Origin of the sequence: Arthrobacter sp. Soil761 (assembly GCF_001428325.1) — a bacterium.
Classification (GTDB): domain Bacteria; phylum Actinomycetota; class Actinomycetes; order Actinomycetales; family Micrococcaceae; genus Arthrobacter.
The window spans coordinates 352,947-373,791 of sequence record NZ_LMSF01000029.1 but is presented as its reverse complement, the minus strand read 5'-3'; the positions used below and the strand labels follow the sequence as shown (position 1 = coordinate 373,791).

At 66.2% G+C, this 20,845-nt stretch carries 24 protein-coding genes; 10 read left to right on the top strand and 14 right to left on the bottom strand.

Going from position 1 to position 20,845, the window contains the following annotated elements; genetic code table 11:
- Nucleotides 1-152: 152 nt before the first annotated feature.
- The gene (locus tag ASG79_RS18130; protein ID WP_056392963.1) at nucleotides 153-806 is read right to left on the bottom strand and encodes a TetR/AcrR family transcriptional regulator; all 654 of its coding nucleotides are present in this window, start codon (nucleotides 804-806) and stop codon (nucleotides 153-155) included.
- Nucleotides 807-954: 148 nt separating this feature from the next.
- Here ASG79_RS18130 and ASG79_RS18125 point away from each other — a divergent pair, with 148 nt between their 5' ends.
- The gene (locus ASG79_RS18125) at nucleotides 955-2,082 is read left to right on the top strand and encodes a flavin-containing monooxygenase (protein WP_056392961.1); all 1,128 of its coding nucleotides are present in this window, start codon (nucleotides 955-957) and stop codon (nucleotides 2,080-2,082) included.
- On the opposite strand, the gene ASG79_RS18120 is transcribed toward ASG79_RS18125, so the two are convergent.
- Both ASG79_RS18120 and ASG79_RS18115 read right to left on the bottom strand, forming a co-directional pair.
- Nucleotides 2,051-2,752: an esterase/lipase family protein gene (locus ASG79_RS18120; protein WP_018768650.1), complete on the bottom strand. Its 702-nt coding sequence runs from the start codon at nucleotides 2,750-2,752 to the stop codon at nucleotides 2,051-2,053. The two genes, ASG79_RS18125 and ASG79_RS18120, sit on opposite strands and share 32 nt — an antisense overlap.
- A gap of 106 nt (nucleotides 2,753-2,858) precedes the next feature.
- Complete coding sequence (locus ASG79_RS18115; protein ID WP_235509854.1) at nucleotides 2,859-3,437, bottom strand: TetR/AcrR family transcriptional regulator; 579 nt, start codon at nucleotides 3,435-3,437, stop codon at nucleotides 2,859-2,861.
- 140 nt (nucleotides 3,438-3,577) lie between these two features.
- Between ASG79_RS18115 and ASG79_RS18110 the strand changes: the two genes are divergently transcribed.
- On the top strand, nucleotides 3,578-4,255 hold the full coding sequence (locus ASG79_RS18110; RefSeq protein WP_018768652.1) for an NADPH-dependent F420 reductase: 678 nt from the start codon (nucleotides 3,578-3,580) through the stop codon (nucleotides 4,253-4,255).
- A gap of 96 nt (nucleotides 4,256-4,351) precedes the next feature.
- On the opposite strand, the gene ASG79_RS18105 is transcribed toward ASG79_RS18110, so the two are convergent.
- The gene (locus tag ASG79_RS18105; RefSeq protein WP_018768653.1) at nucleotides 4,352-5,569 is read right to left on the bottom strand and encodes an MFS transporter; all 1,218 of its coding nucleotides are present in this window, start codon (nucleotides 5,567-5,569) and stop codon (nucleotides 4,352-4,354) included.
- A gap of 93 nt (nucleotides 5,570-5,662) precedes the next feature.
- Nucleotides 5,663-6,094 (bottom strand): hypothetical protein, encoded by a 432-nt coding sequence (locus tag ASG79_RS18100; RefSeq protein ID WP_056393166.1) that lies wholly within the window; start codon nucleotides 6,092-6,094, stop codon nucleotides 5,663-5,665.
- Nucleotides 6,095-6,287: 193 nt separating this feature from the next.
- Between ASG79_RS18100 and ASG79_RS18095 the strand changes: the two genes are divergently transcribed.
- Complete coding sequence (locus ASG79_RS18095; RefSeq protein ID WP_056392959.1) at nucleotides 6,288-6,683, top strand: hypothetical protein; 396 nt, start codon at nucleotides 6,288-6,290, stop codon at nucleotides 6,681-6,683.
- A 7-nt stretch (nucleotides 6,684-6,690) separates the two neighbouring features.
- Here ASG79_RS18095 and ASG79_RS18090 read toward each other — a convergent pair whose 3' ends face one another.
- The gene (locus ASG79_RS18090) at nucleotides 6,691-7,212 is read right to left on the bottom strand and encodes a PAS and ANTAR domain-containing protein (RefSeq protein WP_235509853.1); all 522 of its coding nucleotides are present in this window, start codon (nucleotides 7,210-7,212) and stop codon (nucleotides 6,691-6,693) included.
- A gap of 280 nt (nucleotides 7,213-7,492) precedes the next feature.
- Here ASG79_RS18090 and ASG79_RS18085 point away from each other — a divergent pair, with 280 nt between their 5' ends.
- Entirely contained in the window at nucleotides 7,493-7,834 is a 342-nt protein-coding gene (locus ASG79_RS18085) for a hypothetical protein (RefSeq protein WP_018768657.1), read from the top strand.
- A 50-nt stretch (nucleotides 7,835-7,884) separates the two neighbouring features.
- On the opposite strand, the gene trxB is transcribed toward ASG79_RS18085, so the two are convergent.
- Together trxB and ASG79_RS18075 are read right to left on the bottom strand one after the other, a co-directional pair.
- Nucleotides 7,885-8,862 carry a thioredoxin-disulfide reductase gene (gene trxB / locus ASG79_RS18080; RefSeq protein ID WP_056392955.1) on the bottom strand — a complete coding sequence of 326 codons (978 nt, stop codon included), beginning with the start codon at nucleotides 8,860-8,862 and terminating at the stop codon, nucleotides 7,885-7,887.
- Nucleotides 8,863-8,884: 22 nt separating this feature from the next.
- Complete coding sequence (locus tag ASG79_RS18075) at nucleotides 8,885-9,319, bottom strand: arsenate reductase ArsC (protein ID WP_056392953.1); 435 nt, start codon at nucleotides 9,317-9,319, stop codon at nucleotides 8,885-8,887.
- A gap of 156 nt (nucleotides 9,320-9,475) precedes the next feature.
- On the opposite strand from ASG79_RS18075, the gene ASG79_RS18070 reads away from it, so the two are divergent.
- Nucleotides 9,476-9,799 (top strand): hypothetical protein, encoded by a 324-nt coding sequence (locus tag ASG79_RS18070; protein ID WP_018768660.1) that lies wholly within the window; start codon nucleotides 9,476-9,478, stop codon nucleotides 9,797-9,799.
- A gap of 141 nt (nucleotides 9,800-9,940) precedes the next feature.
- Here ASG79_RS18070 and ASG79_RS18065 read toward each other — a convergent pair whose 3' ends face one another.
- Together ASG79_RS18065 and ASG79_RS18060 are read right to left on the bottom strand one after the other, a co-directional pair.
- Nucleotides 9,941-10,384: a hypothetical protein gene (locus tag ASG79_RS18065; protein ID WP_235509852.1), complete on the bottom strand. Its 444-nt coding sequence runs from the start codon at nucleotides 10,382-10,384 to the stop codon at nucleotides 9,941-9,943.
- A gap of 62 nt (nucleotides 10,385-10,446) precedes the next feature.
- Nucleotides 10,447-10,965 carry a MarR family winged helix-turn-helix transcriptional regulator gene (locus ASG79_RS18060; RefSeq protein WP_056392951.1) on the bottom strand — a complete coding sequence of 173 codons (519 nt, stop codon included), beginning with the start codon at nucleotides 10,963-10,965 and terminating at the stop codon, nucleotides 10,447-10,449.
- 206 nt (nucleotides 10,966-11,171) lie between these two features.
- Here ASG79_RS18060 and ASG79_RS18055 point away from each other — a divergent pair, with 206 nt between their 5' ends.
- Both ASG79_RS18055 and ASG79_RS23610 read left to right on the top strand, forming a co-directional pair.
- Nucleotides 11,172-11,942: an ANTAR domain-containing protein gene (locus ASG79_RS18055; RefSeq protein WP_231377410.1), complete on the top strand. Its 771-nt coding sequence runs from the start codon at nucleotides 11,172-11,174 to the stop codon at nucleotides 11,940-11,942.
- A 295-nt stretch (nucleotides 11,943-12,237) separates the two neighbouring features.
- Nucleotides 12,238-12,384 carry a hypothetical protein gene (locus tag ASG79_RS23610; protein WP_156400236.1) on the top strand — a complete coding sequence of 49 codons (147 nt, stop codon included), beginning with the start codon at nucleotides 12,238-12,240 and terminating at the stop codon, nucleotides 12,382-12,384.
- Here the strand turns inward: ASG79_RS23610 and ASG79_RS18050 are convergent.
- Both ASG79_RS18050 and ftsW read right to left on the bottom strand, forming a co-directional pair.
- Nucleotides 12,381-13,670 carry an MFS transporter gene (locus tag ASG79_RS18050; protein ID WP_235509851.1) on the bottom strand — a complete coding sequence of 430 codons (1,290 nt, stop codon included), beginning with the start codon at nucleotides 13,668-13,670 and terminating at the stop codon, nucleotides 12,381-12,383. The two genes, ASG79_RS23610 and ASG79_RS18050, sit on opposite strands and share 4 nt — an antisense overlap.
- A complete protein-coding gene (gene ftsW, locus ASG79_RS18045; protein ID WP_235509850.1) occupies nucleotides 13,654-14,955 on the bottom strand; it encodes a putative lipid II flippase FtsW in 1,302 nt (433 codons plus the stop codon). The genes ASG79_RS18050 and ftsW overlap by 17 nt, the downstream gene beginning before the upstream one ends.
- 203 nt (nucleotides 14,956-15,158) lie before the next feature.
- On the opposite strand from ftsW, the gene ASG79_RS18040 reads away from it, so the two are divergent.
- Complete coding sequence (locus ASG79_RS18040) at nucleotides 15,159-16,694, top strand: LCP family protein (RefSeq protein ID WP_056392945.1); 1,536 nt, start codon at nucleotides 15,159-15,161, stop codon at nucleotides 16,692-16,694.
- A 17-nt stretch (nucleotides 16,695-16,711) separates the two neighbouring features.
- Here ASG79_RS18040 and ASG79_RS18035 read toward each other — a convergent pair whose 3' ends face one another.
- Nucleotides 16,712-18,271: an HNH endonuclease signature motif containing protein gene (locus tag ASG79_RS18035; RefSeq protein ID WP_056392943.1), complete on the bottom strand. Its 1,560-nt coding sequence runs from the start codon at nucleotides 18,269-18,271 to the stop codon at nucleotides 16,712-16,714.
- Nucleotides 18,272-18,448: 177 nt separating this feature from the next.
- Here ASG79_RS18035 and ASG79_RS18030 point away from each other — a divergent pair, with 177 nt between their 5' ends.
- Both ASG79_RS18030 and ASG79_RS18025 read left to right on the top strand, forming a co-directional pair.
- A complete protein-coding gene (locus ASG79_RS18030; protein WP_056393165.1) occupies nucleotides 18,449-18,775 on the top strand; it encodes an ArsR/SmtB family transcription factor in 327 nt (108 codons plus the stop codon).
- Nucleotides 18,772-19,500 carry a cation diffusion facilitator family transporter gene (locus ASG79_RS18025; protein WP_056392941.1) on the top strand — a complete coding sequence of 243 codons (729 nt, stop codon included), beginning with the start codon at nucleotides 18,772-18,774 and terminating at the stop codon, nucleotides 19,498-19,500. Before ASG79_RS18030 ends, ASG79_RS18025 begins: the two co-directional genes overlap by 4 nt.
- Before the next feature lie 31 nt (nucleotides 19,501-19,531).
- On the opposite strand, the gene ASG79_RS18020 is transcribed toward ASG79_RS18025, so the two are convergent.
- Nucleotides 19,532-20,773, bottom strand: a complete 1,242-nt coding sequence (locus ASG79_RS18020; RefSeq protein ID WP_018768671.1) for an acyltransferase family protein — start codon at nucleotides 20,771-20,773, stop codon at nucleotides 19,532-19,534.
- Between the last annotated feature and the right edge of the window lie 72 nt (nucleotides 20,774-20,845).

Genomic DNA, 20,845 nt, shown 5'->3' with positions numbered 1-20,845 from the left:
CCCCTCAGACTTTTTTGGTGTGTGCGTTTTGTCTAGCTGGGGACAACATTGCCGTGCCAAGCTCAGGAAGTGAGGGGGTAAAACGTCAACGAAAGCTCAAGTTATTTGAAATTTCAACCAGCCCCTGACCTGCACTTCTATCGGAATGCAGCTCATTTCTGCTCCAGCAACAGCCGGCACCAGGCATCGGTCAACCACTCGGCGAACTTATCCGGACTCCACCCGCGCTGGTCCACCAGCAGCACCCAGTATTCGGGCCCGTTCATGCTCCACACGGCGTCGGCCAGCTCTTCGGCAGGCCGGTCCGTCCGCAGTTCCCCGGTGGAGGCAAGGTCCTCAACGAACTTCAGCATGTTCGCCGCCCGCCGGTTGGAGATTTCCTTCCACAGTGCTGCGCAGTCGGGATCCGTGCCGGCGGCATCGCGCAACGCCACGTATACCGGAGCAAGGCGCGGCTGGATGCGGGCCAGAGCATGGGCGTATATGGAAATCTTTTCGGCTGCAGCCTTCGCCTCCCGCATTTGGATCACGTAGTCGCGGCGCTCGGCGGGCACCGCCTGGCCGGTCCCGGAGATGGCCGTTTCCACCACTTCCCTCAGGAGGTCCGGTTTTCGGCCGATGGTGGCATAGATGGTGTCGACGGCGACGCCAGCCCTCCGTGCGATGCCGGCCACGGTGCTGGAACGGTAGCCCTCCCCCACGAAAATCTCGCGGGCAGCAGCCAACACGGCGTCGCGGGTGGCCGCCGCCTGTTCCTTCCGGAGCGGCGAGTGATAGCGGCGGGCCGGGGCATTGACTGCATCCATCGGGAGGCCTACCCTAATTTCATCCGAAGTATATTCGGATGAATCTTAGCAGGAAGCCCGGACAGGCAGTAGCGAACCCGCAAGGCGGCGGCAAGAGCCGCAACGCCGTGGCAGGCTCACAGCAGTCCGGGGCGGAAGGGCAGGCGTCATGTCAGAGCACTTCGATACGGTCGTCATCGGCGGCGGCCAGGCGGGTTTGGCCATGGGCTACCACCTGTCCCGCCTCAAGCGCCCGTACGTCATCCTGGATGAGAACGCCAGTACCGGGGACAGCTGGCGCAGCCGCTGGGACTCCCTCCGGCTGTTCACCCCGGCCCGGTACGACGCCCTTCCCGGCAGCCGCTACCCGGCTCCCCCGTGGTCCTACCCGTCCCGGGAGGAGTTTGCCGGTTACCTGCGCAGGTACGCGGAAAGATTTGCGCTGCCGATCCGGAACAACGTCCGGGTCACCAGCCTCAGCCGCAGCGGACATCACTTCGTCATTGAAACCGAGAGCGGCCGGCAGTTCGAGGCGGACAACGTGGTGGTGGCCGCCGGCTGGGACCGGAAGCCCAAAGTTCCGGCATTCGCACATCACCTCAACCCGGACATCCAGCAGTTCACGGCGGCAAGCTACAGGAACCCAGGAGACCTCGCCCCGGGCCCGGCCCTGGTGGTCGGCGCGGGAAATTCGGGCGCGGACATTGCCCTGGAGCTGGCCACCAGCCGCACGACATATCTCTCAGGCAGGCATCCCGGCGAGATTCCTTGGCCCATCGACGCCGTGGCAGCAAGGCCACTGACCCTCGCGGTCTTCTTCGCTTTCTCCCACGTCCTGACGCTCAACACGCCGATGGGCCGCAAGGCCCGGCCACAAATCCTTGCGCACAGCGGACCACTGGTCAGGGTGAAAAACCGGGACCTGGTGCGTGCCGGCGTCGAACGCGTCTCCAGGACGGAGGGCGTCAGGGACGGCCGCCCGTTGCTGGCGGACGGCCGGACCCTTGAGGTTGCCAACGTCATGTGGTGCACCGGCTTCCGGCCCGCGCTGGAGTGGATCCGTCTGCCAGTGTTCGGCCCGGACGGCGAGCCGGAGCAGGACCGCGGCGTCGCAAGGGCGCAGGCGGGGCTCTACTTCCTGGGCGCCGTCTTCCAGCAGTCGCTGGCGTCCTCCATGGTCCACGGCGTAGGCACGGACGCAGCCTTCATCGCCAGGCGCATCGCAGCAACCAAGGCATCCACGGCAACACAGACACCCGCCGGCGTCAGGCCGGAAGGTTCAGCTGCTCCACAATGATCCGCGCGGTTCCGGGGTCGCCCAGGATCCTGAAGTGTCCCGCCACCGGGAGTTCAATGTTGGTGGCACCGGGAAGGACGCTCCCCTCCGGAATGTGCGGATCGAACGGCCCGTAGATGGACGTGATGCGGCTGTTGATGGTCAGTTCACGGGACATCTGGAGGGTCAGGGCGTTGCGCGGCGAGAAGATCCGGAGGCTGGGCAGCAGCATGTACCGGGCGTAGCGCGAGCCGGAAAACGGTGCGCACACGGCGATCATCCGGTCGATCCGGTGCTCCGGGTCCAGGGACAGCATGGCGTACTTCCCAATCAGGCCGCCCTTGCTGTGCGCCACCAGGATGGCATCGCGCAGTCCCGCCTCCTCCAGGTGCTGGGCCACCAGCTTTGCAGCGTCCGGGACCTTCATCTTGTTGCGCTGCAGCACCGTGACCACGTGCACGGGATGCCCGGCGTCGTGGATGGCCTGGATGAGCGGCATCATGAACTGCCAGTTTTCGTACACGCCGGGAATGATCAGCACGGGCTGCCGGGTGCCGTTGCGGAAGGACTCCGGCTGCACGCGCGACAGGAATCCGCGGACCTGCCAGCCCGCGGCATAAACATAGTCCTGCGCCCACCACACGGCTTTTTGCAGCGGGCTGATGCGGGCTTCAGCGCCGGGATCACTCATGTGTCGAGAATAACGCGCTCCTGCGACACTTCCCGCAATGACGGTCCGGGGGAAAGTGGAGCCGCAGCTGGACCTGGCGTATTGGCCCCGACCAGCTTCACCGTGACTAGCGCTGGGTGCAGGCGTCGTCCACGAGGCGCCGGGCCAGGTTCAGGGCACGCTTGCCGTAGCGGGCGCCGTCGAGAACCGCGCCTGTTGCATAGGCCCCGTTGAGGACAATGAGCAACTCCTCGGCCAGCTCGCCAGGGTCCTGCGCACCGGCGTCGGCTGCCAGCGACTGGAACCAGTCCCGCACCTGCTGCTTGTGCGATGCCGCCACCAGATGGGCCGGGTGGTTGCCCTCCGGAAACTCGGTGTTCGTGTTCAGCATCGGGCAGCCGCGGTAGGTAGCACCGGCGGTATCTCCGGCCAACACCTCAAAAACGGCAATGAGTTTCTCCCGGGCGTCGTCGCGTTCCCCGGCCACCTGCCGCATCCGCTCGAACCAGGCGTCCGCGCGTCCCTGAACGAACGCTGTGGCGAGAGCGTCCTTGGTGGGGAACTGGCGGTAAATGGTGGCGTTTCCCACCCCGCATTCCTTGACCACCGTATCCATCCCGACCGCGCGGATTCCCCGCTGGTAGAACAGGCGCGTGGCCACCTCAAGCACATTGCGCCGGTTCTCCTCACCGCTCTTGCGCGCCACGGCAAACCCCACCCTTCCAAAACCAAAGCCAAAAAATGTACCGCCTTTAGTTTGACAGACGGATCGATCCGTCACAAACTAATGAGAACGATCCGTCACATCGGATCCGACCCGTTAAATATGAAGCTAAGGGAACCACCATGAAGACTGCTGTCCTCGGAACCGGCACTGTCGGCCGCACCATCGCCACCCGCCTGGCAGAGCTCGGACATACCGTGACCATTGGCACCCGCAGCCCCGAAGCCACGCTCGGCCGCACTGAGGCCGACGCCATGGGCAACGCACCCTTCGCCACCTGGGCTGCAGCAAACCCGGGCGTCACGCTGGCCGGCTACGCAGAGGCCGCCGTCGGGGCGGAGCTCATCGTCAACGCCACCAACGGCAATGGATCCCTGGATGCCCTGGCACAGGTAGGCGCGGAGAACCTTGACGGCAAGGTCATTCTGGATATCGCCAACCCGCTCGATTTCAGCCAGGGCATGCCGCCCACCCTGTTCGTCAAGGACACCGATTCACTCGGTGAGCAGATCCAGCGCGCTTTCCCCACCGCCCGCGTGGTGAAGTCCCTCAACACCCTCAATGCCGACCTCATGGCGCGTCCGGACACCCTTCCCGAGGCCAGCACTGTCTTCGTCTCCGGAAACGACGCGGACGCCAAGCACATGGTCACGGAACTGTTGAAGGATTTCGGCCACCAGGACGTCATCGACCTCGGGGACATCTCCACCGCCCGTGGCACGGAGATGCTCCTCCCTGTCTGGCTTCGCCTCTGGGGCGCCCTCGGCACGCCCGAGTTCAACTTCAAGATCGTTCGCTGACCCGGGGAACCGGTTCGGGACGCCAGCCTTGGGGTGGCGTCCCGGCGGTCAGCAGTTCCGGCGGTCAGCAGTTGCGGCGGTCAGCAGTCCCGGCGGTCAGTAGTTGCGGCGGTGCTTCAGGCGGGGAATGACGACGCCGAACACGGCCGCCGCCGCGAACCCCAGCAGGCCTGTGGCTGAGATCCCCGGGCCCAGGGATGCCAGGGCGGTCACCCCGGACAGCAGGACCGGGCCGCCTGTGGAGCCGGCATCCGCCATGAACCGCCAGAGGCCCAGGAACTGGCCGCGGCCCCGGTCCGGCGAGAAGTCGGCGCCCAGCGTCATCACCAGGCCGGAGCTGATGCCGTTGCCAAAGCCGATCAGCAGCGCCGCCAGCAGCAGTCCCACGAAGGAACCGGTGAGCGGGATCAGGAGCAGCGCAGTCCCCATGAGCAGCGTGGAGGGAATCGCCACCCACTGCCGCCCCTTCCGGTCCATCAGTTTCCCGGCGGGATAGAACACCAGCATGTCGATGGCACCGGAGAGCCCGTAGATCAGGGATGCGGAGGTGGCGTCCATGCCCAGGTGGTCGGCCCAGAGCGGGATCACCACCTGCCGGGAGGACCGCAGCGCGCTGAGCAGCAGGATGCCCACGCCCAGGGAAAGGAACACGCCGGCATGCGACACCGCGACGCTCCGAAGCGTGGGCTGGGGGCCCGCGTCCCCGCCCAAGGGGACATCCGGCGTCGCAAGGTCCGGGATGGTGAGGGACAGCAGCGCGGCGGCCGCCATGGCCACCACCCCCACCCAGTAGGCGCCGGCGATGCCGAAGAACTGCATCACCGCCGCGCCCGCGAACGGGCCGATGAACACGCCGATGCGGTTCACGCCGCCCAGCGTGGACAGCGCCCGGGCGCGGAAGGCCACCGGCACCGCCTCCGTCAGGTACTTCTGGCGGGCCAGGCCAAACACCGCCCCGGACATCCCGACGACGGCCATCGCCACGGCGAGCAGCCACAGTCCGTTCGGGGCCAGGGCGGAGGTGGCGGCGGCTGCCAGCGCCAGGCCACCGGCGACGGCGGCGCCCACGATGGACCAGCGTTCACCGAAGCGAAGGGTTACCAGCGACGCCGGCAGGTTGAAGAACCAGGATCCCAGTCCGATGAGGGTGACGATCAGGGCCGCCACTGCCACCGAAGCGCCCAACTCGCGGGCAGATAATGCCACCACCGGAAGGATGGCGCCCTGCCCAATTCCGAAGAGCAGTGTGGGTCCGAAAGCGGCGACCGCAATGCTGCGCAGGCTGAAGGGCTGGGAGGGGTCCGGGGAAGTCATCAGATTTATCCTATGGCCGCCCCCTCCCTGGGGAGGCTGCGGTGTGACGCAGCGGACAGGGACTCACAGTGGCCTCCGCGGAGACTGGATCAATCAACGGGCCCTTGGTTCCAACCCGGCCAGGGCGCGGAACAGGTTGACGACTTCCACCACCGCCCCGATGGCCGAGCCCACGATGCCGAGCACCAGCAGCACCCGCACCAGCACCGGCCAGCCGGACCAGCCGGTGCCGAAGTCGAAGGGAAATACCTCCCACAGGCGCAGCATGGCGGCAACCCCGAAGCCTATGACCACCAGGTTGCCCAGCGCCACGAGGGTACGTGCGTGGATCACCACGCAGACGAGGTTGACGATGATGCCCGCGATCAGGGACGCGTTGATGAGGTCAAGGACGCGGGACATGTCGGCTGTCAGGAACGGCAGCACCTGCCACCCAGGCCACATGTTGATCCCGTACAGCAGCAGGGCGTTGACGATGGCTGAGCCAAGGTTGCCGCTGCGGCTGGTGGTTGTCCTGTCCGCCATGGCAACAGGGTCCGGCATAGGGACCATGCCCGAAAGTGCCGAAGGTCCCCCGGCGGCGCCTTCCTGCCACCGCCCAGCCCTACCGCCCAGCCGCCGAGAACCCATGGACCCACGAACCGGACAACGGCGGGCCCTTCGGCCCTGTTTCGCCGACGCCCAGGGCAACCACGCTGGCTGAAGGAGGTGGTGGAAGATGTTTACTCTTCGCACCCTGGGCGGCATCGCCCTCTTGATGGCCGGGAACAGCTGGTTGTGGATTACGCCCACCTTCGCCACCCGCGGGGTCAACACGTCAGGTATCTGGTGGAACATCACCATGGTGCTTGCGCTGCTGACCGTCTTGGGGTTCCTGGTGGCCACGTGGGGACTCTTTGCCCGGTGGAGCTGGTGGGAAAATGCGGCCCTCGCGTCGGCTGCACTTGGGCTTGTGGCCTTGGTGCCCTTCTGGTTCGCAGCCATCGGCGGGGGCGAAACTGTCGGGACCACGGCGTGGAATGTGTTCGTCCACGTCCTGATGGTGGCCGGCGTCGCGGTGTTGCTGCTGGTCCCGTCGCTGGAGCGGTGGGTGAACCAGCAGGTCATGGGATAACCGGGAATCAGTAACCCTCCAGGACTTCCCTGGCCTTCCCGTTTGCCGCCGCGCTGGTCAATTCCTCCGCCACGAGGTGCAGCTTGACGTTGGCGTGCTGGCTTCTGGCGGCCAGCACCCGGAACGCCGATTCGGCATCCACACTGTGCAGGGCCATGACAATGCCTTTCGCCTGCTCAATGACCGCCTTGTGCCCGAACGCACCCTCGATGGCCTCCGTCGCGGCATGCTGGGACTCGATGCGCAGGCTCTGGGTCACATCCACCATGAAGCCGCGGGCCAGCTCCACGCGCCCGGAAGGCGCGGCGACGGCCTGGATCGCAGAAAAGACGCGCCGCTCCCTGCCGCGGACGTCAATGATCCGGTGCAGCAGGGCACCCTGGCCACCGCCCTCAAGGAGGTCCGCCCACAGCGCGCGCACCGGTTCCCGGTCCCCCGGGTGCTTGTGGGCCATCAGCACGTCAAAAGTGGGCACCACCTCACCTGGCTGCAGCCCGTGAATGCCAAACATGCCCTCGGACCAGTTCATGCTTCCTGAGGCAACGTCCAGCTCAAAGGTCCCCGACGGACAGACGGCAGTAATCGGCAGCGGAAAGAGGTACGCATCCAACTTCGACCACATGCATTCCTCCAAAACTCACATACCCAGTGCGGGTTTTCTCGCACAACAATAGCTGAATCCGGCGGCCGCTGGTTGCCATATCCGCTGGCGCAGCAGGCGGATTCGGGGGGTCACAAAAGCCGCGCGGAGGAGTAGCGTTCGCCTTATGGGCGCTGATCCGCGCCCGCAGCCAAGGGGAGGTCAATTCATGGGTGAAGTGTGGATCCGCACGCTGGGCAACGGGCTGGTCCGGGCAGATCGAGTCACGGAGATTTCATCTACCCGCGGGTCCCTGCATGAGGACAGCGGGTATTCATTGAAAGTGATCGTGGACGGCAAGGGCCACGTGCTGATTGACGACGGCGGGCTGCAGGGGTCCCTGCCCGAACGGCTGGAATATGCCAGGCATATGGAAGACGCCCTGCTGCTGGCCATCGACGAGGCGCGCGAGAACGACGCGTCCATGGTGATCTCCTACGAGCCGGAGCGTGAACGCTGGTCCGCAGCACCAGTTTCAGTATTAACCGGACGGCTTCCCGAAGTCGTCTGACCCGCGGATGAAGCCTGCCCGGGCAACAGTGAGTGCCCGGGCAGGAGGACTTAGCTGTGCGTGGGTTCTTCCACGAGCGCGGTGGCGATGCTGGCCGCGTCCTCCAGTGCGGCCAGGAACCGCTCTGCGTCCAGGGCGGCGGCACAGCCGGTGCCGGCGGCGGTGATGGCCTGCCGGTAACGGTGGTCCACGGCGTCGCCGCAGGCAAAGACGCCCGGCAGGTTTGTGCACGTGGTGGGGGCGTCCACCTTGATGTAGCCTTCCTCGTCCAGGTGCACCTGGCCCGCCACCAGTTCGGTCCGCGGCAGGTGTCCGATGGCCACGAAGATGCCGGTGGCGTCCTGGTGCCGGGTCTCACCGGAACGGGTGTCTGTGAGGGTTACGCCGGTGACCTTGCCGTCGCCGTGGATGGCGGTAACTGCAGAGTTCCAGGCGAAGCGGATCTTGGGGTTGTCCTTGGCCCGCTGCGCCATGATGCGGGAGGCGCGCAGCTCGTTCTTGCGCACCACCACGGTCACGGTCTTGCCGAACCGGGTCAGGAAGGTGGCTTCCTCCATGGCGGAGTCGCCGCCGCCAACCACGATGATGTCCTGGTCACGGAAGAAGAACCCGTCGCAGGTGGCACACCAGGAAACACCGTGGCCGCTGAACTTTTTCTCCTCAGGCAGGCCGAGTTCCTTGTACGCCGAGCCGGTGGCCAGGATGACGGCCGTAGCCTCATAAGTCTCCCCGCCGCCGGTGACCACGCGCTTAACGGAACCTCTCAAGTCAACGGACGTGGCGTCGTCGTACTCAATGCGCGCGCCGAACTTTTCCGCCTGCTGCTGCAGCCCGTCCATCAGCTCAGGGCCCTGGATGCCGCCGGGGAAGCCCGGGAAGTTTTCCACTTCAGTGGTGTTCATCAGCGCGCCGCCGGCGGTGACGGAGCCGGCCAGGACCAGGGGGTTCAGGCCCGCGCGGGCGGCGTAGATGGCGGCGGTGTAGCCGGCGGGGCCGGAGCCGATGATGATCAGCTGTTCTTTGCTCATGGATTGTCCTTCGGTGGCGGTACTACTGGGCGTCCGCGTGCTGCGCGGGCAGGAGTTCGGTGATCAGTTGTTCAACGCGTGCCTTGATCTCATCACGGATTGGACGGACGGACTCAACGCCCTTGCCGGCCGGATCCTCCAGGACCCAGTCTTCGTAACGCTTGCCCGGGAAGAACGGGCACTCGTCACCGCAGCCCATGGTGATCACCACGTCCGATTCTTTCACTGCCTCGGTGGTGAGTACCTTGGGGACCTCTGCGGACATGTCGATGCCTGCCTCGGCCATGGCCTCCACCGCCGCCGGATTGACCTTGTCGGCCGGCTGGGAACCGGCGGAGCGCACCTCGACGGCTCCCCTGGACAAGGATGTGAGGAACGCTGCCGCCATCTGGGACCGGCCGGCGTTGTGGACGCAGACAAAGAGGACGGAAGGCTTTCCTGCGGGGTCGATGCTCATGGCACTCCTCAAACTGGTAGGAAACTACGTTCGGTGTAATAAAGCCCCCCCGTGTTGCGCAGGTCACATTTGTTGCCTAATCTAATTGAGGCTCATGCAAACGGGCCATGCAAGAAGCTGCAGCGTCGCAGCCAATGCCGGGGAAGGCTTTACAACTTGAACTCTAAGCTGAACATCGTAGTCCGGGTGGATCTGGACCACAGCAAGGCCAAGGTGATTGCAACGGGGCATATCACCATTCACAGCGTCAACGCCCTCTATGTAGTGGCAAAGCGTGCCAACTCCCTCAGGGGAGGCCTGGACCTGGAACTGGACGTTTCCAGCGCCTGGGTGGACGAGGAAGCACTGGAAATGCTCCGCGCCGCCTCTGAAACAAGGCACCTTCCAGCCAAAATCGATCCGGAACAGGCTCCCTGCACCATCAGCGTGCTGGCTGACCGCCGACATCCGCGTCACACGGCCGGCCGCCTGGCCGCATAAATTTCCCGGCCGCTCGCCGCGCCCATTTTTCGGGCCAGAGCAGGCCGACCACCGCTTCTCTTTCCGCTCCAACAGCCCGAAGTGCAGCTGCATCTGAACAAACGGATGGCTGCACTTCGGGATGGTGGGGCAGTTTTTGTTTTACCGGAGCTGGTCCTTGGCAACCAGGATGTCCTGAAGCTCCTCAACGGTGAGGCCGGCGGCCCTGCCCAGGTCCTCCTGCCCTGCACCCAGCCTCGCGGCGCTCTGGACTGCATGCTCAAACCGCTCCTGCGCCGCATCCAGCTCCCACTGGAGGCTCTCCACCCTTGCGGAAGCCAATTGGACGGCCTCCAGCGGATCACCGGCAGTGCCGCCGTCGACGATCCTGTAACCGCATGCGCAGGACCATTCCGCCGAGCCAAGCTCCAATGGTGCCCACCCCAGCGACGCTATCGGTACGGGGCCGGCCGCCATCGCTGCGCCGCAGTGAAAGGGTGCCTTGGGGACGCCAATCACAGAGGGTGCGGGCTGAAGCGGGAGTTCTTCGTAGTGCTCAACGCGGGTCGACTGCCCCGGCGCCTGAGGTTCAAGTACTGCAGTCATGCAATCCGCCGTCCAGTAGTTAACTAACAATGTAGCTAGTCTAACTAGGATTATCTCTTTGTCTACCGGCCGGTAATGCCGGGGCCGGAGTTGACGGCGTCCACTGCTTCCCGCATGCGCACCAGGAAGTGCATGACGGCCTTGATTTCTTCGGAAGACAACGATTCGGCGGCTTCCAGCATGCGCTTGTGCATCTGGTTCAGGTTGTGCCGGACTTCCTCGTCGGCGCCGGGAGTAGGCCGCAGGATGACGGCGCGGCGGTCCGAGGGGTGGGGCTCCCGGGTGACGTAGCCGCCGGACACCAGGCGGTCCACAAGACTGGTCATGGAGGCGGACGTGATGCACAGGCGGGCTGCAAGTTCCGTGGGTCGGATTCCCACGCCGGCAGCCTCTGCATCGATGAGGTGCCGCAGCGCCAGGAGGTCCGTCTCCCCCATTGCGGCGGACGATCGGGTGCGCCTTCTCATAGCGCTCTCCGAGGTCCGGAATTCGCGGAGCGCGTTGATGACATCAACAGCCCCGGGCTCGACGCCCTCGACGGGTGGGTACCAGTAGCCTTCGCTTGCACCATGCGGGTTCATGCGAATTCCTTCGATATGCTACTTGCTTGGCTGTCTAACAAACCCATGGTAGCCCACTTGTTCCCCCGCCACCTCCACAACGTTGAAAAGCAGCAGGCAAGTACCCGGGCGGGCGGCACGGGAAAAGTAGAGTACCGGCTACTCGTGCCGCACACCGTCCCGGCCCAATAGGTTTCTTCCAACCCGCGGCGCCACGGCCAAGGGGCGTGACGAGACGGGGGTGCAGGGTGGCGGTTGGCCCGGCAGACAATGTGGAGCCCGAACGGCAGGGGTTCCTGCTGGATTTGGTGACAGGGGCCGACGGCGATGCAGGGTCCCTGCAGAAGCTCACCGATGCTGCCGCCCGCTGGATCAGCACTTCCGCCGGAAGGGCACTGGAGTGCGCCGCCGTCCTGCACCGGCAGCGGTCCTGTTTTGCCACCGCCGGCAGCACTCCGGCCGCGGCCAGCGTGGCATCGGAGGACGAGCACGGGGACAGCCCCACCGCTCTTGGTTCGCCGCTGATGGCGCCGGCAGTGATCAACCAGGCCGGCGCCCGCTGGGAGGCGTACCGCAGGCGGCTGCTGGACAAAGGCTTCGGCTCAGCGCTTGCCGTTCCCCTGGAACTGCAGCCGGGCTCGGCTGGAGCCCTCGTGTTCCTGGGACCGGCAAACTACGTTTTCAACGCCAAGGTGATCAACGAGGCAGCCTGGTTTGGCGAGGTGGCATCGCACAGCCTGAAGCTGGCCCTCGACGTGCACGGCGTCATCCGCGCCGGGGACAACCTGAAACAGGTACTGGAGAGCCGGACCAGCATCGACGTGGCCTGCGGCGTGCTCATGGCGCAGAACCGCTGCTCATACACGGAGGCGTTCAGCAAGCTTGCCGGCACCTCGCGGCACCGGAACCTGAAGGTCCGCAGCGTTGCGGAGAACATCCTGAGGTCACTGCCCAGCGGCACGCCCGGAACACGGTTCGAGCCCCCGGCAATCGCGTAGGAACTGCGGCGAAAAGCCTAGTGCCGTGCCCGTGCCCTGATAAGGCCGGCCGCCACCAGCCCTGCACCTCCGAGTGAAGCCAGCATGCCGCCGAGAGCCACAAAGTAATCGGTAATGGTCATTGTCCTGCGCTCCTTCCGTACTGCCTGATGAGCCCAAGCTATGCGGCGAAACTCAGCATTTCCTGAAGGATCGCCAGCAGCTTTGGTCAAGATCCGGTAAAGGAAAACTGCGGCGATCCACATACTTTGGCCCGCGATCTTCTCTTTGTGGGGGCGTTCCGTATTATTCATGCATGTGGACAAAACAAAGCCAGAGCTTCTGCCCCACCTGCGGCAGGACCACCAATCACGTCACCCATTTCCAAAAGGACGACGCCGGGTCCCTGGTTGCGGACGTCCGCTGCATTGAGTGCCCCGAGATTGCCGGGGCGGTCGCCTAGGTAGTTTCGTTCCCCGAAGACGGCGGTTGGCCTTCCCTGCCGGAGGCGTGCGGACGTACGACGGCGAAGACCGCCAGGGCCGCGGCCTGGACCACCGTGACGGTAACCGCAAGTGCAGGAACTGAGATCTCGTAGAGCAGGCCGATGACGAAACTGCCGGCCAGCCAGGCAAGGCCGTAGCAGGCAGTGAACATCCCGTAAGCACTCCCCCGCCGGGCCACCGGAGCGAGGCCCGCCACCCCGGCCCGCATGGTACTTTCCTGGACACCCATCGCTGCTCCCCACAGCAGCACCCCCGCCACCGCAAGCGCCGTGCTGTTGCTGAAGCCCAGCCACGGGACCGCGGCGGCCAGGACCGGAAGGGCCAGGAGAACCTTCAACCCCACCCGGTCAAAAAGCCAGCCGGAAACCAATGCCGCCACGGCATCCACTCCCATGGCCGCGGCGTAAAGCACCGGGACCAATGAGGGCGGCAGGAGTCCGGTGGCCACCAGATGGAACGACAGCAGGCCGAACGTGGCATAGCCGAACATGGTCAGGCTGCTGAAGGCTGCGTAGAGCCAGTACTGGCGCGGCATTGGGGCCGGCTTCCCAGCAATTGTGTCCTGGGCGGGAACGGGGCTGGCGGGAGCGGGGCTGGGTGGGGCTGGCGGCGCGGCGGAAGGCTCGTAGACACCGGGGTCGGGAACACGTCGCCTGAGGCGGAACAGAATCAGCATGGCAGCAAGCCCCGGAACAGCCAGGAGCAGGAACCCGGGACCGTAGCTGCCGGACAGCGCCAGGGCCGCCCCCACCAGCAGCGGCCCCACCAGCGCCCCCACCTGGTCCAGCGCCTCGTGCAGCGCGAACGCCTTGCCCTGCCCCATCGCTGAACCGGCCTCGGCCAGCATGGTGTCCTTCGCCGGGCTCCGCACCGCCTTGCCCAGCCTTTCCGCCAGGACCAGCAGGCAGGCTATCCACAGCGCATCGGTGATCCCCAGCAACGGCACGGACAGCGCGGTCAGGGCATAACCGCTGAGTGCGAGCGTCCATCGCAGCGCCGGCCGGTCGGCCAGCCGCCCGAACACCAGGCGGAGCACCAAGGCCACCGCTTCACCAGCCCCCGTGACCACGCTGACCAGGAGCGCGGACGCGCCCAGCGCACCCAGGTAAGGGCCGGTGACGCTCCGCGCCCCTTCGTAGACCATGTCCATCAGCGCACTGACCACCCCGAAGACCAGGATGAAGCGGATGGCAGTCATGGGCGCCGGAGGAGTTGTCCCGCCGGCGCTACCGCTGGTACGCATGCTCCCGGGCCTGCTTCACGCCCCGGCCGGACACAGCTCGGGTTGACACGGCCCGGGCTGACACGGGACGGCCGGGTCCGGCGCGACGGGACCGGGTGGGGTGAGGGTGTACACCTTCCGGACGCGTTACCGCCAGGATCACCCCGATGCCGGCCAGTGAGGAGACCATGGCCGATCCGCCATAGGAGATGAACGGCAGCGGCACGCCGATCACCGGCAGCAGTCCGCTGACCATGGCAATGTTGATCACGGCCTGTCCCAGGATCCAGGTGATCACGCTGCAGGCCACGATCCGCGAGAAGGTGTCCGTGGTGCGGGCAATGGTCTTGAACACCGCGATGGCCAGGATGGCGAACAGCCCCAGCACCAGCAGGGTTCCGGCCAGGCCGAGTTCTTCGCCGAGGATGGAGAAGATGAAGTCGTTGTGGGCTTCCGGGATCCAGTTCCATTTCTGCCGGCTCTGTCCCAGGCCCACGCCAAACCAGCCGCCGGAGGCCAGGGCGTACGCGCCGTGCTGCGCCTGGTAGCCCATTCCCTGTGCGTCCTCGTCGGATCCCATGCCCAGCCAGGATGAGATCCGCCCCATCCGGTTGCCGCTGGTGGCCGCGAGCAGCAGCGCTGCCACCGCGCAGACCAGCCCCGCAACCGAGAACACCTTCATCCGGACTCCGCCGTAGAACATGGTGGCGGCGAGGATCATCATGATGATCATGGTGGTGCCCAGGTCGTGCCCCAGCGCCACGATCAGCATGATCAGTCCCCCTGCGGGTGCCAACGGAATGACCGCATGCTTCCACTGCCCCAGGAGGGCCTGCTTGCGGTCCAGGATGGCGGCGGCCCAGACGATCAGCGAGAGCTTTGCGAACTCGGAGGGCTGCGCGGTGAAACCTCCCACGCTCAGCCAGTTCCGGTTGCCGTTGACGGACATTCCCAGCGGTGTGAACACCAGCACCAGGGCAACAAGGGAGCCGATCAGCAGCGGCCAACCCAGCCATCGGATACGCCGCACGGGCATCCGGGCCAGCACCAGCATGATCACCACGCCAGCCACGGTCCACATGGCCTGCTTCAGGGGCAGGTCGTACGGATTGTTTCCTGCCGCCACAGATTCCACGGACGACGCCGATGCCACCTCCACGAGTCCGATCGCCGAGAGCGTGAGGACCACCGCCAGGATCAGCGGCCGGAGGCGTCCCGGGGAGTCATCCACCAGCCACACCGCCACTTTGCCCAGCCCGCGCCGGGCAGGACGGCCCGCCACGCGCTGCTTTTGTCCTGTATTCATCTGTCCGTTCCTCAGCCTGCACAGCAGGGCTTCCCCCATGGCCGGGCCCATCTCCGGGGCGGGTACCCGCCGAGAAAAAAGAGTACGCCCTCTGCCGCCGCCAGGACCGGGACGGCGCGGCTGCAGGCTGCCGTTCTTGGGGAATTGCCAGCTTGGGCCTGTAGGGTAGCCGAAACCTGTCCCCTCCCGAAGGTCATTTTTTCGTGTTCGGTTCCAGAAAATCCCCCGGCCCGGATCAGGTTGGCTCCGCCCCCGGCGCCTACCCCGGCCAAGGCGAGCTGTACGCCGCCAGTTTGCGCCGCCGTCGGCCTGTACGCCGTGTCCCGCGCTGGCTCAAGGCCGTTACCGCCGTGGTGTCCGCGCTGCTCGTCGGTGCCGTGGCCTTCGGCGGCTACTGGGCGTGGCGCCTGCAGTCGAACATCACAACGTCTGAACTGACGGCGGGTGGAGAGCGGACCGAAGGGACCGTGAACGACAGCACGGACCGGATGCAGATCCTGGTCCTGGGCTCCGACACCCGGGACGGCAGCAACAGCCAGTACGGCAGCGCGGAGGACTCCTCCGGCTACGGCCAGTCCGACGTCATGATGCTGCTGGACATTTCCGCGGACAACAAGCACGTCAACGTGGTCAGCTTCCCGCGCGACCTGCTGGTGGACGTGCCGGCGTGCACGGACCCCAAAACCAAGCAGGCATATCCCGCCCGCCAGGACGTGATGATCAACAGCGCCATGGCACAGGCCGGCATCGGCTGCGCCGTGGACACCGTGAACAAACTGACCGGCCTGGAGGTGGACCACTTCATGATGGCCGACTTCAACGCGGTAAAGGAACTGTCCAATGCCGTGGGTGGCGTGGAGGTCTGCGTCAGCGATGCCGTGCACGATCCGGACAGCGGGCTGAACCTGCCTGCCGGAACGTCCCAGGTGCAGGGCGAACAGGCGCTGGCGTTCCTGCGGACCCGGCACGCTTTCGCCAACGGCGGGGACCTGGGGCGCATCCAGGCCCAGCAGGGCTTCCTGGCTTCGCTCAGCCGGAAGCTCAAGTCCGAGGGCACGCTGGGCAATCCGCAGAAGACCCTGACCATTGCCGACACCATCACCAGGAACCTGACCGTTGACTCGGGCCTGTCCTCCATCCCATCGCTGCTGACCATCGCCAACCGGCTGAAGAACATCGACCCGGCCAACATCAACTTCATCACCACGCCCACGGTGCCGGCGCCGGCGGACCCCAACCGGCTGGCACTGAATGAGCCGACAGCCTCCAACTTCTTCGCCGCGCTCCGAAGCAGCCCGGACCTGAGCCAGCCCTCCTCCGCCTCCCCCACGGAGGCGCCCGCAACTCCCGCGGCACCCGCCTACGACAAGTCACTGCAGCCCATCTCCATTGCCAACGGCACCGGCGTGACTGGGCGGAGCAATGCCATTGCCGGGCTGCTCTCCGAGGCCGGTTTCACCAACCTGACCAAGCTGCAGGCCCAGGCGCAGGAGAAGACCATGGTCTACTACTCGGCCGGGTTCGAGGACGTGGCCGCGGACGTGGCAGCGCTGTTCGGCCTGCCCGCAGGCAACGTGCAGCAGGTGGCGAACATCCAGGGCGTGCAACTGTACGCGGGCACGGACTTTGCCGCCGGCACCAAACCCGCCGCACCGCCGTCGTCCGCCGACTCCTCAGGCGGCGTGGTGGCCCAGACGGGCAGCGACCAGACCTGCCAATCGGCCAACCCCCTGGGGTAGCAGGACTACAGGCCGGTCTACCGGCGCGGCGGCTCACACGGCATGGGGCTGAAGGCGCGCTTCCCCAGGAGGCTTCGTTCGCGGGTCCGGCATCGTTCGCCGGGCAGGCTTCGTTGGCGGGACTGGCTTCGTTCGCCGGGCAAGAACCCTGGCGGCCACTTTGGTGGTTCCCAGTCCTGGTGTTCGCTTGTGTAGTGGCGGCCGGTGGGCGAGGTCCAGCCGGGTGGTTCGTTCGTGCTGGCCGGGGTGGGTTTCCAGCCGGTGGTGTGCCGGAGCCTGTGGTGTTTCGGGCAGGGCTGTCCCAGGTTGCTGATTCCGGTGGTGCCGCCGTGGTGCCAGGCGAGAAGATGGTCGGCCTCCGTGTCCAGGGAGGTGTTGCTGCAGCCCGGGAACGGGCATTTCCCGTCCCGCATCCGCAGCCAGGCCCGCATCGCCTTGGGAACCCGGTAACTCTTCCGGCCAATCTCCAACGGCGCCCCGTCCCGCGGGTCCACCAACACCCGGTAGAACGAGCCCGCCCCGTCCGCGACCAGTCGCCGCGCCATCGACGCCGGCACCGGACCATACCCATCCAGCATCGCCGGCTCATCGGTCAAACCCATCAGCGCGAACACCGGAACCGTAACCAGCACCTCGGCGCGGACCGATGGCGAATGGTGGCCAGTTCCCGATGCGGCGCTGGTCCCGCTCCTGCTGGTGCTGCCGCCCCGGGTGTCGCCGCTGCCGAGGATCGCTGCGGCGAAACTGTCGGCCCGCAGCTGGGGCATGGTCCTGTCCTCGCCCGGCCCCTGCAAACCCCGTGCGGCAACGGTGAGCCGGTTCCAGCCAGCCTGGGCCTGGTCCGCGGGCAGGTACGCGCCCAGCCACGCCATCCCGTCCCGGTCCGGCCGGAACTCCACCCGCCGCTCCGCCACACCCCTGGCATGCCGCTTCTCCATCGATTCGGCGTGGTGGCGCTCCCGCCAGGTCCGCGCCTTGACCCGGAACCGGTGCGCCGGCAGCTCCCCAACCGGGCACCCCCTGGCCGGGGGAAGGGCGTCCGGGTCCGGTGTATCGGGTGGCAGGAAATGCGCCTCCAACGCCGCCGCCCCGGCCGCATCAAGGCTCGCCGTTTCGTCGGCCAGCACTATCGCGTGCTGCCATGACAGGGTCCCGGACTGCAACGCCTCCAAAGTCCGCGGCAAGCTGCTGGTCAGGGCGTGGGAGGTGGCCAGGAACGACGCCGCCGCCCGGGGACCCAACGCCAGCACGCACCCGATCTCCGCCGCGACCGCCATCTCCTGCGCCACCACCGGCACGTCCGGCCCCGCCACAGCATGCGCAGCCTCCGCGTACGCCACCGCAGCCTTCGCCTTCACCCCCGCAACCCGCGCCTCCACCTCCCGGGCCCCGGCAAGGATGTCCAGGCACCCATCCGCCAAACCGCACAACGGATCAGGAACCGAGAAAGGCTCAGCATCCAAAAACGCATCAGCATCCGCGAACGCCTCCAGACCCGCCCCATCCACCTCAGCCTGAAGCACAGCAAGGGCAGCACGGATCTCCTCGAACGCCCTCACCACCGCCACTTTCCCCATAAACCCATCATGACAAGGGGGTCTGACAATTGCCGGTGGGCCACCGAAAGTGAACCGCCCCTCCACTGCAGCGGCGGTTGTTCAAGCCGAAAACTTTGCGGGGGACTGGGATTACAGTTCATCTTCACCTGAATACAGTGATGGATGTACTCTAAAACCGTGCAAACCCTCCAGCCCATGCAGACCCTCACCCACGCCCCTGTGCTGGCCCGTTTTGGCTATGCGGTGTCGGACCCTACCCGCGCCCGAGTCCTGCTGGCACTTGCAGATGCCCCCTCCTATCCTTCCGACCTGGCGGACAACTTAGGGGTGTCCCGGCAGAGCATGTCCAATCACTTGACCTGTTTGCGCGGCTGCGGACTGGTGGTTGCGGTGCAGGACGGGCGGCGGAGCCGTTATGAACTGGCGGACGCCCGGATCGGCCACGCTATCGAGGACCTCATCAATGTTGTCCTCGCGGTGGACCCAGCCTGCTGCGCCCCTGATGGGGAATGCTTCGCATGACCGCTGCGCTTAACTCCCCCACCGTGGAACGCCGCAGGGTGCTGAGCCGGCGAATCCGGCTTCTGGCGGGAGCAACCATCAGCTACAACGTCATCGAGGCCGTCGTGTCCCTGTGGGCGGGCGGCGCGGCCGACTCCTCGGCGCTGATCGGCTTCGGCCTGGATTCGGTGATCGAAGTAGCCTCCGCACTGGCATTGTCCTGGCAGTTCTCCGCCAAGGACCCGGAGCGGCGTGAGCATCTGACCCTGCGGATCATCGCCATCTCATTCTTCGCCCTGGCCGCATTCGTGGCTGTGAATGCCATCCGCTCTTTGGCGGGTGCGGGAGAAGCCCAGCACTCAGTGCCCGGCATCGTGATCGCGGCGTTGAGCCTGGCCGTCATGCCGGTCCTGTCCTGGACCCAGCGCAGGGCTGGGCGGGAACTGGGATCAAGCACAGCGGTGGCCGATTCCAAGCAGACGCTGCTATGCACCTACCTCTCCGCCGTGCTGCTGGTTGGCCTGGTCCTGAACAGCACCCTGGGCTGGTGGTGGGCAGACGCCGGCGCGGCGCTGGTGATCGCCGGCATTGCGGTGCGTGAAGGCGTCAACGCGTGGCGCGGGGACGCCTGCTGCGCCGTTCCCCACGTGGTGGCTGAAGAAGCCGAAAACACTGCGTGCTGCCCGGACTGTTCCAGCGCCGCCAAACCGGAGTCCATGGGTATGCCCAGCATCCGAAAGGACTGACCTGCAGCTTCAGGCGTCGGTTGGTCAGGCGTCAGTTGATCAATTGGCCGGCAGGCTCGGGTTCCTGCGCTGGTTGCTTGGAAGCATTAGGCGCGGAAGGCGCTCGGCCCGGAGTCCCGGGAGTGGAACCTGCAGGCGTTGAACGGTCGACGGCGGGCTCCAGCCTTTTGTTCGCCCATCCCCGGAGCGGCCGCTCAACAAAGCGGAACGACGCGTACGCCAGCAATACCGTGAGGGCTGCGGTCAGTGCGATGCGGAGCGGCAGCGCCGGGATCAGGGGCATCAGCAGCAGGTAGACCGGCAGGTGCCAGAGGTACAGGCCGTAGGACAGATCGCGGCCGGGGCGGGCCAGCCAGGGGTGGCTGAGGATACGGGAAAGGAACCCGGCCGGCTGGAGCACCAGGGAACCGATCAGTACCGCGGACAACAACGCGAGCGCCGCGGGCCCCCACGTCCAAAACAGGTTGAACCAGTCGCCGGGGGTGTCCGGCTCCTTAAGCAGGAACAGCGCTGCCACCAGGGAGATGCCGGCCAGCGGTGCAGCCCAGCGGGCAGCGGACACCAGTGCGCGGTGCAGCCGGGAACCGTCCCGCACGGCCGTGAACATCAAGGCGAGCGCACAGCCGATCAGCAGTTCGTCCGCCCGGGTGTCCGGTCCGTTGTAGATGCGGTCCAGCGGCTCGCCCGCGTTCACCAGCAGGAACCGGTTCAGTACGAAGACGGCGGCCAGGGCGACGGTGGCCAAGGCTGAGGTACGGACCTTCCAGAAGCGGAGCATCAGCAGCAGGAGCAGCGGCCACACCAGGTAGAACTGCTCTTCCACGGCGAGGGTCCAGGTGGGGCCGAGGGTTTCACCCGCGATGGACTCGCCGAACATGCCAAAGTGCGCCAGGTTCATCACGTACGCGGCAGCGGGAAGGACGAACCCCGCCTGGCCGCCCCAGCCTGACGCCGGGAAGAGAAGGCCGACGGCGACGATCACCGCGCAGAGTGCCAGGAGCGCCGGCCAAAGCCGGGCCAGGCGCTTGGCGTAGAAGACGCCCAGGTGGAGCCGGCCGGTGGCGATCCGTTCCTTCATGATCAGCAGCGTGATCACGAAGCCGCTCAGCGTGAAGAACACGTCAACACCGATGGATCCACCCGGCATGGAGTCCGTGGCGGTATGGAAAAAGAACACGCCCGCCACGGCGATGCTCCGGAGCCCATCCAGGGCATGCTTGCGCCCCGCGATCAGCCCCGTTTGGGGCGCCGACGGGCGTTCCGGTACTGACAAATTTCCGCTGCTGGACCTAAAAACCACTAAGCAAGCATATATAACGTTTCCATAACTGCGCTGTGCGCGGGC

Coding starts and splice junctions, on each gene's coding strand:
- ASG79_RS18130 (WP_056392963.1), bottom strand. CDS start 806: ATGGATGCAGTCAATGCCCCGGCCCGCCGCTATCACTCGCCGCTCCGG.
- ASG79_RS18125 (WP_056392961.1), top strand. CDS start 955: ATGTCAGAGCACTTCGATACGGTCGTCATCGGCGGCGGCCAGGCGGGT.
- ASG79_RS18120 (WP_018768650.1), bottom strand. CDS start 2,752: ATGAGTGATCCCGGCGCTGAAGCCCGCATCAGCCCGCTGCAAAAAGCC.
- ASG79_RS18110 (WP_018768652.1), top strand. CDS start 3,578: ATGAAGACTGCTGTCCTCGGAACCGGCACTGTCGGCCGCACCATCGCC.
- ASG79_RS18105 (WP_018768653.1), bottom strand. CDS start 5,569: ATGACTTCCCCGGACCCCTCCCAGCCCTTCAGCCTGCGCAGCATTGCG.
- ASG79_RS18100 (WP_056393166.1), bottom strand. CDS start 6,094: ATGGCGGACAGGACAACCACCAGCCGCAGCGGCAACCTTGGCTCAGCC.
- ASG79_RS18095 (WP_056392959.1), top strand. CDS start 6,288: ATGTTTACTCTTCGCACCCTGGGCGGCATCGCCCTCTTGATGGCCGGG.
- ASG79_RS18090 (WP_235509853.1), bottom strand. CDS start 7,212: ATGAACTGGTCCGAGGGCATGTTTGGCATTCACGGGCTGCAGCCAGGT.
- ASG79_RS18085 (WP_018768657.1), top strand. CDS start 7,493: ATGGGTGAAGTGTGGATCCGCACGCTGGGCAACGGGCTGGTCCGGGCA.
- trxB (WP_056392955.1), bottom strand. CDS start 8,862: ATGAGCAAAGAACAGCTGATCATCATCGGCTCCGGCCCCGCCGGCTAC.
- ASG79_RS18075 (WP_056392953.1), bottom strand. CDS start 9,319: ATGAGCATCGACCCCGCAGGAAAGCCTTCCGTCCTCTTTGTCTGCGTC.
- ASG79_RS18065 (WP_235509852.1), bottom strand. CDS start 10,384: ATGACTGCAGTACTTGAACCTCAGGCGCCGGGGCAGTCGACCCGCGTT.
- ASG79_RS18060 (WP_056392951.1), bottom strand. CDS start 10,965: ATGAACCCGCATGGTGCAAGCGAAGGCTACTGGTACCCACCCGTCGAG.
- ASG79_RS23610 (WP_156400236.1), top strand. CDS start 12,238: ATGTGGACAAAACAAAGCCAGAGCTTCTGCCCCACCTGCGGCAGGACC.
- ASG79_RS18050 (WP_235509851.1), bottom strand. CDS start 13,670: ATGCGTACCAGCGGTAGCGCCGGCGGGACAACTCCTCCGGCGCCCATG.
- ftsW (WP_235509850.1), bottom strand. CDS start 14,955: ATGAATACAGGACAAAAGCAGCGCGTGGCGGGCCGTCCTGCCCGGCGC.
- ASG79_RS18035 (WP_056392943.1), bottom strand. CDS start 18,271: ATGGGGAAAGTGGCGGTGGTGAGGGCGTTCGAGGAGATCCGTGCTGCC.
- ASG79_RS18030 (WP_056393165.1), top strand. CDS start 18,449: ATGCAGACCCTCACCCACGCCCCTGTGCTGGCCCGTTTTGGCTATGCG.
- ASG79_RS18025 (WP_056392941.1), top strand. CDS start 18,772: ATGACCGCTGCGCTTAACTCCCCCACCGTGGAACGCCGCAGGGTGCTG.